Raw genomic sequence first — 312 nt, 5'->3', positions numbered from 1 at the left:
AATACTGGCCAGTGGATCAACGGCCCGGCTTGGTTTGCTGCGCGGTGCCGGTCTCGATGTGGTGTCCTGTCCGGTAGCGCTGGATGAGTCTGTACTGCGTGACAGGATGCGGGCGGAAAACGCGGGTCAGAACGCCATCGCACTGGCGCTCGCAAATGCCAAGGCCCTAGAGTTTTCAACGAATCCGCAATTTATGAGCGCCGATTTCGTGATCGCGGCAGACCAGATTCTGGAGTGCGATGGCGTCGGTTTCGACAAGCCGGAAAACAGGCAGGCGGTCAGGGAACAGCTTATCACCCTGCGTGGGCGTAC

Annotated in this window: 1 protein-coding gene; it reads left to right on the top strand. The window is 59.3% G+C overall.

Going from position 1 to position 312, the window contains the following annotated elements:
- The coding region (locus tag P792_RS26200) for a Maf family protein (RefSeq protein WP_200863468.1) at positions 1-312 on the top strand (312 nt) is incomplete at both ends.

This window comes from Asaia sp. SF2.1 (assembly GCF_000505765.1).
Taxonomy (GTDB): domain Bacteria; phylum Pseudomonadota; class Alphaproteobacteria; order Acetobacterales; family Acetobacteraceae; genus Asaia; species Asaia bogorensis.
This window is presented reverse-complemented; position numbering and strand designations above follow the sequence as displayed.